This is a genomic window from Achromobacter sp. K91, assembly GCF_003576205.1.
GTDB lineage: Bacteria > Pseudomonadota > Gammaproteobacteria > Burkholderiales > Burkholderiaceae_B > Achromobacter > Achromobacter aegrifaciens.
The window spans coordinates 1-8,993 of sequence record NZ_QWFB01000076.1; the positions used below are offsets into that span (position 1 = coordinate 1).

An 8,993-nucleotide genomic window follows, 5' to 3' on the forward strand; every position below is an offset into this window, starting at 1 on the left:
CCATGGGTTTCGATCAGACATTTAGCGATTCCGGATCACCCTACCAGAAGCTGGCGAGCCTGGTGAGTGGCGTGCGCCGCGAAACTTTTGAATTGCGCCTGGGCATGGTCGAGACGCCGGACTGGCGGCTCGGTGAACACCGAGGCGCTGGCGCGCATCGCCGATGCATCCGGTCAATCGCATCGACGAAATGCTGCCCTGGGCTGTCGCCGATCAACTGCGGGCAGCGTAAGCCCTACACTATCGGAGTACAGTCGCCCACACGGTAAAGCCAGACTGTTACCTACGATGAGACTCGGCCTCACATGACGGCAGTTCACCGTTGCCGCCTTAATAGTAATTCCCCTTCTCCGGCAGGACGAAACAAGAACGTGGCACACAGATCTCCCTCTATTCCTACAAGCGTATCGTCATTCTGGAAAACCGACGCACTCCCTCCATAGCTTTCTCGATCTGGAACACCGATTTCGGCGCGGAACCTGTTTTCCGTCAAATCGCTTGCTGAGAATTTCCTGCCAAGGCCGACAGTTCTGGCCTCTTCAAGAAGCAGGCGCTCAATTGACGGGCCTTCTCCATTCGTCGAGTGAATGACAATTCTTTCGCCGTTAAGATTGTGATGAACATGTACGAGCTCGTGAAAATAGGCGATGGCGTCCAAATCGACGCGGTTGATTTTGTTGGTTGTGCGGAGGAAATCGGCTACTGATAAATTGCTGTGAACAATGGAGCCGGTTCCCTTGCCGTTTGACGCATCGATACTGCTCATTGGATCTACGCCAAGATAGCTGGAAGCAAGATCAAGCACTATTGCGGGTGTAGCTTGCGTTCCGGCCAAGGATCGATTTTGTATGCGCGTCGCTCCAGCATCAACAGCGCTCAATAGCTGTGCCCCGATGTTTGTAGACGCTATTCGTTCGATAGCATCCTCCAGTCTGCGAAAGCTCTGAGCATCATTTCCAATGACCGCCAGCTCGGAGCGCTCGCGAAGCCATACAACCTTGGATTCAGACCTAAGTTCTGAGACGCCGCGCGATGAAGGGGCTCCAACCGGAACAACATTTATTGGAGGAAGGACGGGCTTCTTCCGCGTCTTCCGGCCTACTGATGGCGGGATGCTGAGATCACTATTCATCAGACCACTGTTGTCTGGAGCGTTCTGACGCGTGGTTTCCACCGCATCGTTTTTGGCTAGATCATTTGCTCTTTGAGAGCGATCAATACGATCTCCCATTAGGCCGAGAGAATCAGACTCTGTAACCGGACTGTTCCTCACCATGCAATAGAGATTCAGCCCGTCAACGGTGCCTGCCGGATCGGCGCTGACCCACCTCCCGATCCAGGGTTGGTAATAGCGGAAACCGTAGTTATACAGGCCAGCGGCGTCGCGCTCCTTGCCCGAATAGCGGATGGTTTTGTATTTGACCTCGCTCGTTGAGCGGGATGCCCAGACGGCGGTGCCGCCGTAGGGGTAATACTCCTCCTGGGTGATGATCTGTCCGGCGGCATCAAGCTCAAGCTGGCAAGAGCCCTGGCGCTCGCAGATCTGGTAGCGCAGCTGCGGTGGATTGGTGTCTTGATCGCCCGAGGGCCAGTTCAACACCCGAGCGCCGTCGTCAAGCACAATGACCTCCAACTGCTCGCCGGTCACACCGTTGGCACGCACCTCCAGCCCCGGCAGGTAGATGGCATCCGTGGTTTGCTTCATTTGTCCGCCCGTCAAGGCGTGGGCGGTTTTACGCACGCGCTGGCCGTCACCGCCATAGACGTAGCGCTCGCGGTCGCTCTGCGACAGGTCGGCGTTGCGGTAGAACGTGACAAGCTGCTGCAGTTGATTCAGGCCAGTCCAGACCAAGGGCTGTAATGTGTTGCCGTCCAGGCAATTGGCGTTGCCCGCGGCATCGAAATATGTCGAACCGATGCTCTCCGGATTCAGGGTAGAGGAATAAATGATGGGATTGGCGTCGCTGACGGAGCGGTTGCTGCCCGCGGCCACGTGCATCGTGCGCGTTGGTGGTGCCGTGCCGGTTCCGGCGGTACTCCGGATATGGATCAAGTTCCCGCCGGTGTCGTAGTCGTAGGTGCGGGTATAGGCGCGGTAGTTGGCGCTGTCGGGCGGCGCAAACGCGCTGGGTGAGTCCGTGCCCGAAGGTGTGCCCACGGCGTTTTCGCGTCCCTTGGCGCTGATGAGCTGATAGAGCGCGTCATACGTGTATGCGCGTGCGGCGGTGATGCTTCCGTTATTGAAATACGCGGTCTGTGCGGCGTTGTCGGTCAGATTGACGACATTGCCCACCGGGTCGTAGGTGTAGACGAGGTCTTGCAAGACGGCGGCGGGCGCGGCCCGGCTCACCTTGATGCCAAGCACGCGCTGAGTGGTCTGCGGCTCGTAGGTGTAGGAGGTAGTCACGCCATTGGCGTCGGTCTTGGTCTCGATCTGGCCACCGGCGGCGTAGGTGATGGCGGTCGTGACAGGCGTTGGCTTGCCGCCCTTTGGGGTGACTGAGCCTGTGGCCTTGCGCCCCGCGATATCGTGGGTCGTGCTTTGCCGGTGGCCTCGGGCATCGGTCTGCTCCAGGACCTGGCCCACGGCGTTGTAAGTCCAGGTCGTGGAGTAAGTCTCCGTCTCTAGTTCGGCCTGCCTGTCGGCAGGGTTGTCGCTGGTCCAGTCGCTGGCCGTTTCTGGGGACAGAAGACTGCGGTCTTGCCGCTGGGGCGCTCCCTGCACGGTGTAGCCGACTTCGCTCGCGTCCAGCAAGCCGGCGGCGTCGTAGTGTTGGATCACCTGACCACGCAGGTTGCTGTTGCGCGGATCGGTGGGGTCGGTCTGGCCACAGCCCCTCTCAGGCGGAGTGGCATCCCCATACACCCAGCGCTCACGCACGGCGGGAGCTTGGCCCTCGAGCGTCTCCGTGCGCGACAGAGGGCGCCCCAGGGCGTCGTAGGTGTAGGTCTGGATGGTGTCACGGGCATCGCGCTGCCAAATCGGACGCCCGGCAATATCGTGGAAGGTCTGGGTCTGGCCCGCATCGGCGCTGACGGTTTGCAGCACCTGGCCCGAGAGGGCAGGGGTGTACTGGAAATTGAGCGTACCCGTGCCAAAAAAGCGGGCGTCCTGGCTGGTGAGCGGCTGCCCCAGATCATTGAAGGTATTGCGCTCAATGCATTGCGTGACCACCTCGCCCGGCCGGCTACGGTTGTAGCGCAGCGTGCGCACGGCCAGGCCACGGTTGTCGCGCACCGTGATGCCTGGGGTTCCCGCGCAGACTGTGCTTGACACCGCGACCTCGCAGAATGTGAAGGACACAAAATCTCATGCGCACTCGGACTACCAAAATACCTTACCCCGGCCGCGCGAGTACGCTTGCGATATTGGGCCCATTACGTTTGATTGCGTGTCTACACGGTACTGTGCGAACGTTTGCAGCGCCCGCTCGGCCGCTTGTGCGCTGGCGGTCGGCCTGCACGCCCAGGGCCAGGTACACCGCCTTGTTGGTGACCCCGCCGTCGTCGCGGATCTTGACCCGCAGCGCGTCGAAGAACACCACCGGGCACATCGCCTCCTGCGACCGGTTCTGCCAGGCGATGGTCTGGGCCATGACCTTGTCGGTGACCGAGCTGATGAAGTCTGGCGATACCTCGGTGCCGTAGCTCTCGGCCAAGGCTTCGAATTCGAATAGCGCAGAGATGGCACGAGAGCTCTGTTAGCGGAAACCGGCCAACGAATTTCCAGAAGGGGAGCCGTTCATAAGTAGACGGCAATATTTCAAAGACGCTCGTCAGCGCAATAGATAATCTTGCCACCATAGGAGTTGCCTCCCGTCTATCGACGCTAATCATGGACACGAATCGATAGGAGCATGTACATTGGAGCCCCATAATTCACCCACTGCGTCAGCAGTCGACTCGTCACCCACGCGCTATGACCTGCTGACCCTTGTCTTGCATTGGCTGACAGCCATCTTGGTCTTGGCACTGTTCGTGTTGGCCGAAGTCTGGGACGATTTGCCCCGTGGCACGCCCACTCGCAAATTGCTGCAATCGCTGCACATTTCCTTCGGCATACTTTTTGCCGCCATCCTGACGGCGCGTATCGTTTGGCGCGTAGCAGCCGGGCGGCGCCTGCCCAGAGTGGATAGCGGATTACGCGGTCTGGCCGGATCCTGTGTGCATATATTGCTCTATGGGCTGATGGCCGCGCAGGTCGTACTGGGTTTCCAGCTCCGATGGGCGCAGAGCGAGCCTTTTTCGTTTTTCGGATTGTTCGACGTGCCCACGCTTATCGATATCGGCCACGACCAGGCCAGCGCCATCAGCGATCTGCACTACAAGGTTGCCTGGGCCATTGTGATCCTAGCCGGCTGCCACGCGATGGCGGGGCTTGTGCACCACTATTGGTGGAAGGACGGAGTGCTGCGCCGCATGTTGCCCGCGCGCCGAGACGACTAGTAGCGCCAGGCAATAATGGCTCTAGGGCACCGTGGCGATGGTAACGCCATGAGCTCTGGTAAATGGTTCGACGTAGGCGCGTTTCAGAAGGAAATTGTGCTTGCGACCGCGCCCCCAGCCTCCGCCTCATCATCGCTTGAGGCTGGGCCAGATGAAAACGCCCCAGCCCGTGAGGGGGCTGAGGCGAATACCCGACGGTAGCCGGCAATAAATGCGCCGCGGGTAGGCTGGAATCTAACACGAATCGAACCGTGCCGGCCTTCTGCAGACAGCGCGATCGCCGCTCGGGAGAGGGGAGGGACGGTCGATTCCGCTGCAGTGCCGAGCTGGATAGTAGTCGAGAAGAATCTCACCCGGTGCCTGGAGCGGATCTTCATCCGTTTGGGTGGGTGCGAGGAGATGTCAGCGCTTGAATGCCCAGATTCGGGTATCGGCAGCATTTTCCCAAGAATACTAAATTCGTTTTCGACGAAGACGGAGATGCCATGGCTGAACGCGCGATTATTCGAAAAGGGGATCGAACCTCGCATGGCGGGACAGTGGCCGAAGGCCTGCCCACATCGATGCTTCTCGGACGAGAAATCGCCCTGGTGGGCCACAAGGTTGTGTGCCCGAAGTGCAAGGGCGCCTTTTCCATCCTGGCGGACCCAGGGCGCAATCATTCCTTCATGGGCAACGACACCGCCGTGGAAGGGATGCGCACCGCATGCGGAGCGGTATTGATTGCTTCGCAGATGGTGGCGCGTATCGGTGAGGCCGAAGGCTTGTCCGGCCCCGCGAGCCAGGCGACGCCGCAAAGCGACACCCTTTGCCAGGAATGCTTGGAGTCGGCGGCACGCACTGCCGCAACGACCGTGGCGCGAGGGTAGCGCAGTGACGACTCAAGTCGAGGAATACCTGAACACGCGTCAACAGCAAACGGTCTATCCCCTGCGGCTATATGGCTTGGTGGATGGGTTGCTATACGCAGAAGGTGTAGCCGGAGTTCCCTTGTCCCGGTCCTCATGTTGCATTGCGCTATTCGACGGCACGGCAGATGAAGCGCTGGCCAATGCCGGTCCTTGGCTACTGGATTGCTCGGCCGACCGAGATAGTCATATGCCTGCGCTGCAACGGATGGGCGACAGCGCGTTGGGATGCATTTGGATTATCAGCAGCTATGCGCCGGAGGACTTGGCGGCGGCGTTGCGTACGCGATTAGATGTGCGCATGCCCAACGGCACGACCGCGCTATTGCGTTACTACGATGCGAGACTCACGGACGACATCACCGCGCTCTTGGACCCAGCTCAACGTGCTGTGTTTTTCGCACCCGTCCAGGATTGGCTGACCCAACGGGACGGACAACTCACCAGGATTTACCAGGCCCATGGCGCTTGAACTCACGCCGCAGCAAGTCGCAGGCCTATGCGCAATTGACGCAAAAGGCTTTGTTCAGGCCGTCGAGCAAGATATCGCGCGAGACTATCCCGGCCTTTCCCGAGCCGGGTTGACCGAGCGGCTTGCCGCCGCCTTGGCGCAGGCGCGCGCCATGGGAATTGATGAAGGTGCGAACCTGGTTGACTTCCTCAGAACCGAAGCGCTCGTGCCAGGTTTTTACAAGCAACCGGGGCTGCGTTCTTGGATGGAAAAATCTGGGCGTCCGGCCGATCAGCGATTTCATGACTTCATGCAGGTGATGCGGTGGCAATCGCGTCACGACGCGGACAGACAACCAGCGGAGTAGAGCGATATGCCAGGACCGTTGGCAATTCCCATAGCCGGCTGGATCGCGGAAGCTATTGCGGCGGCACTCGCCCGAGCTGCCGCAGGGGCCGCAGTGGGCGCGGTACTGGGCGGCGTCGCCACCTTGCCGGGTGATACGCCACGCGAGGATAGTGAAGCCAAGCCTACTGATCGCGCCTTACCGAGAACTGGGGAGCCTTGCAAGAAGTGCCCGCCAGATCTGGGCTTGATGGTCAGGCGCAGGCACGGCGTGAACTGGAACGCCTACGAATACCAGGCAAGGGTAACGGGATTTGCCTACGACACCGAGTATTGTCAGTGGAGTGATGAATGGAACTGGAAGGGAATTGCCCTCGGCAACCCCTTTGATATCGACTTCGACGGCTTCATATCGGCGGAGTGTCTGCTGCAAGAGGCGAAAGGGGACTACGATCAATTCATCGGAGATGATGGCAAATCCGAGCCCTGGTTCGGTGGCTTCAAGAAAATGTCCGAGATCATCGAGCGGCAGGCCACTGCGGTGCATTCCAATCCGCCTACGAGACTCCTTTGGTATTTTCAAACACCGAATACCAGAGAGCGGATGCTGTCAATCTTGCAGCGATATCGCGTAAGCTCCACATACTATCCATGAGATCCCTTCATGCTTATTACTGCTCAATTCAAAGCCCCTGCGCTACGTTCAGACGATTTTTCCGCGCAACTAGGAAAAGTGCTTCCCATAACCACGGCGATAGACCAGCAGACCAAGAGCCAGATCGGGTGGTATGCACAGGGAGATAGTCTTGATGAGGCCCTGCTTTATCCAGTTTTCGATGCTGGCGCTCCAACGACTTCCATTTTGGCCGTGTTGAGGCATAGATATGCAAAAGACGCAACTGTGACGCATGTTGCCATATGGAATGGGGCACAAGAACGCAGTGAGGGAGTTTCCGTATCGATTCAAGTTGGTAGCGGGCTCTTTCCTAACTCGTTGGATATTGAGACGATAGACGATGCGCTCTTCGAAACGGTTGGGAAGATGGCAGTTCTTGTTGGGGCAATCATTGACGTTCTGGAGCCCCAATACGTCTCTGTTCAACCACAAGCCTACTCCAGCATGAAGGTCTTCGACGACAAGCCCGGCGTAGGGTGGATGCTGTATCTTCCCCAGGCACTCACCGCCGAACAAGTCCCTGAAGCCCAAGCACTGATTCCCGTTCCCTCTGCCGGAAAAAAGCAGACTGGCACTATCATCGTCAGCGTAGCTGATGAAGTGTTTTCGCTGGCCAATCCTAGCCATGTTGATTTGGCGAACCGTATTGAGATGCGCCTGGTGGATCAGGACTTGCTGCCACGCTACGCAGACCTGTAATCCTTGGAGTGCCTCCCCAACGTTGCTGGCCGAGCAGAGTATCGCCGTCAGTGAGCCATGTCGAGTCCGCCATAATGAAACAAGATGCCCAGCACGAACCGCGCCTTGTTTCGATAGCCTCGCGCCTTCACGCGCATGGCCCGGATTTGGCTGTTCAACGCTTCGGCCCGGGTGTTGGACACCTTCAAGCGCATGGCATTGAGGATGCCCCAGAGCCGCGTCTCGATCTAGTTGGCCACGCCGCGCAACGCCATGATGCCTGAGCGGCGAGCCGCCTGGATCCACACTTTCCACGCCTTGGCCACGTGGAAATAATCGAACGCGACCTTCTCTAGCGCAGGCCGTCTTCGACAGTTGGCACACGTCGTGCCGACGATACGATCGTCACGTAATCCCGCCCCTTGGCGAACGCGACTTCATCGACGCAGATGTGGACATCGCTGGCGACACGGCGCCGACCTAGCCCCCGACCCACCGCCCGGACCGTCGGCGCCCGCCACTGGCCCAGCCAAAGAGGAGGAGGGCGCGATCGCGCAACCCGATGAGTGAATCGTCACAGGTGGCAAGCAATTGTTCGAATGACTCCCGGGTGAGGGCGTCCTTGCGAGCGAGACGCACGCCGCGCCGCGCGTACGCCGCACAAAGGCGAGCCATTACCGTCTGAACCTCGCGGCTGCGGCAGGGGTTGAGCAGCGCGCGGCTCTCGTGTGCCGCCGACAGCACGGCCAATCGATGGCGCACGGTCGCCGGAGTAAAGGGACCAGGCAGGCGTTTAACCTTGACGCTTACCAACGCCCGGTCGATCTCCGGCGGCAGATCGTGAGCGAGGCTGCCGCGCTCGGTGAGATGTTCGGCGCGATCGGCGATGAACTGCAGCACCACCGAGACAGGCGCGGGCAGCGTGAGGTCATAGCCGTACCGTAACCGGTACCAGGCGCTCCAGTAGTGCAGGGCGGCCCGATAGGAGGCGACGATATTGCCCGAACTGCCCTCGCGCACCAGGGCCTGCAGCGACTTGGCGCTTTCGCCCAGGGCCCGAAGCGTCTGGGCGAGGTCATCGGCCGGCGTTGAATCGCTTTTGATTTCGAGGCACAACCGCTAATTTTGTCACGTTCTCATTTTGGTATATCAAGTTGAGCTATAGCTCAATCTGACGAGGCAACTAAAAAAAATGGACCAGCATGAGCGGTTGTGTGGCCGACATCAAAGGCGATCTGGCAAAGCACAAAGGCAGTGCGCCGGTCAGGGATGTAGGATGCCAATCTATGTCGGCCCTACGAATCGGGGGCAATACAGGCGAAAGGGGCGTATGGTCAATCGGTGTAGCGGTACCCCCAAGATCACGGTGCGCGACAACCGCGGGCAGACGGTGCGCACGCTGCGCTATAACCGCAGCGCGGCCGGTGACGTGGCGACGCAGTACGTGGACGCGCAGGTCTATAACGATCTTGGGCAGCTCAAGGCCAGC

9 protein-coding genes and 2 pseudogenes are annotated in these 8,993 nt (G+C 59.4%); 7 read left to right on the forward strand and 4 right to left on the reverse strand.

What is annotated here, in order from left to right:
• Positions 1–269, forward strand: a 269-nt coding sequence (locus DXK93_RS32465; RefSeq protein WP_233564646.1) for a hypothetical protein, incomplete at its 5' end; no start/stop codon positions are given.
• Between the two features lie 47 nt (positions 270–316).
• Here the strand turns inward: DXK93_RS32465 and DXK93_RS30045 are convergent.
• Together DXK93_RS30045 and DXK93_RS30050 are read right to left on the reverse strand one after the other, a co-directional pair.
• Complete coding sequence (locus DXK93_RS30045) at positions 317–3,304, reverse strand: RHS repeat-associated core domain-containing protein (RefSeq protein ID WP_119452043.1); 2,988 nt, start codon at positions 3,302–3,304, stop codon at positions 317–319.
• Positions 3,305–3,443: 139 nt separating this feature from the next.
• Positions 3,444–3,659 (reverse strand): annotated as a pseudogene (locus DXK93_RS30050) (transposase); the annotation flags it as partial.
• Between the two features lie 205 nt (positions 3,660–3,864).
• Between DXK93_RS30050 and DXK93_RS30055 the strand changes: the two are divergent.
• The 6 genes from DXK93_RS30055 (at position 3,865) to DXK93_RS30080 (ending at position 7,525) form a co-directional block, all read left to right on the forward strand.
• Complete coding sequence (locus DXK93_RS30055) at positions 3,865–4,446, forward strand: cytochrome b (protein WP_119452044.1); 582 nt, start codon at positions 3,865–3,867, stop codon at positions 4,444–4,446.
• 485 nt (positions 4,447–4,931) lie between these two features.
• Positions 4,932–5,315, forward strand: coding sequence for a PAAR domain-containing protein (locus DXK93_RS30060; protein ID WP_119452049.1), 384 nt, complete (start codon positions 4,932–4,934; stop codon positions 5,313–5,315).
• Positions 5,316–5,319: 4 nt separating this feature from the next.
• Positions 5,320–5,826: a DUF4123 domain-containing protein gene (locus tag DXK93_RS30065; protein ID WP_119452045.1), complete on the forward strand. Its 507-nt coding sequence runs from the start codon at positions 5,320–5,322 to the stop codon at positions 5,824–5,826.
• Complete coding sequence (locus DXK93_RS30070) at positions 5,816–6,172, forward strand: hypothetical protein (protein ID WP_119452046.1); 357 nt, start codon at positions 5,816–5,818, stop codon at positions 6,170–6,172. Before DXK93_RS30065 ends, DXK93_RS30070 begins: the two co-directional genes overlap by 11 nt.
• A 6-nt stretch (positions 6,173–6,178) precedes the next feature.
• The gene (locus DXK93_RS30075; RefSeq protein ID WP_119452047.1) at positions 6,179–6,805 is read left to right on the forward strand and encodes a restriction endonuclease fold toxin 5 domain-containing protein; all 627 of its coding nucleotides are present in this window, start codon (positions 6,179–6,181) and stop codon (positions 6,803–6,805) included.
• A gap of 9 nt (positions 6,806–6,814) precedes the next feature.
• Complete coding sequence (locus DXK93_RS30080) at positions 6,815–7,525, forward strand: immunity 52 family protein (protein WP_233564648.1); 711 nt, start codon at positions 6,815–6,817, stop codon at positions 7,523–7,525.
• A gap of 47 nt (positions 7,526–7,572) precedes the next feature.
• Here the strand turns inward: DXK93_RS30080 and DXK93_RS30085 are convergent.
• A pseudogene (locus DXK93_RS30085) lies at positions 7,573–7,752 on the reverse strand (transposase); the annotation flags it as partial.
• Between the two features lie 232 nt (positions 7,753–7,984).
• On the reverse strand, positions 7,985–8,620 hold the full coding sequence (locus DXK93_RS30090) for a hypothetical protein (protein ID WP_119452048.1): 636 nt from the start codon (positions 8,618–8,620) through the stop codon (positions 7,985–7,987).
• Positions 8,621–8,993 lie beyond the last annotated feature (373 nt).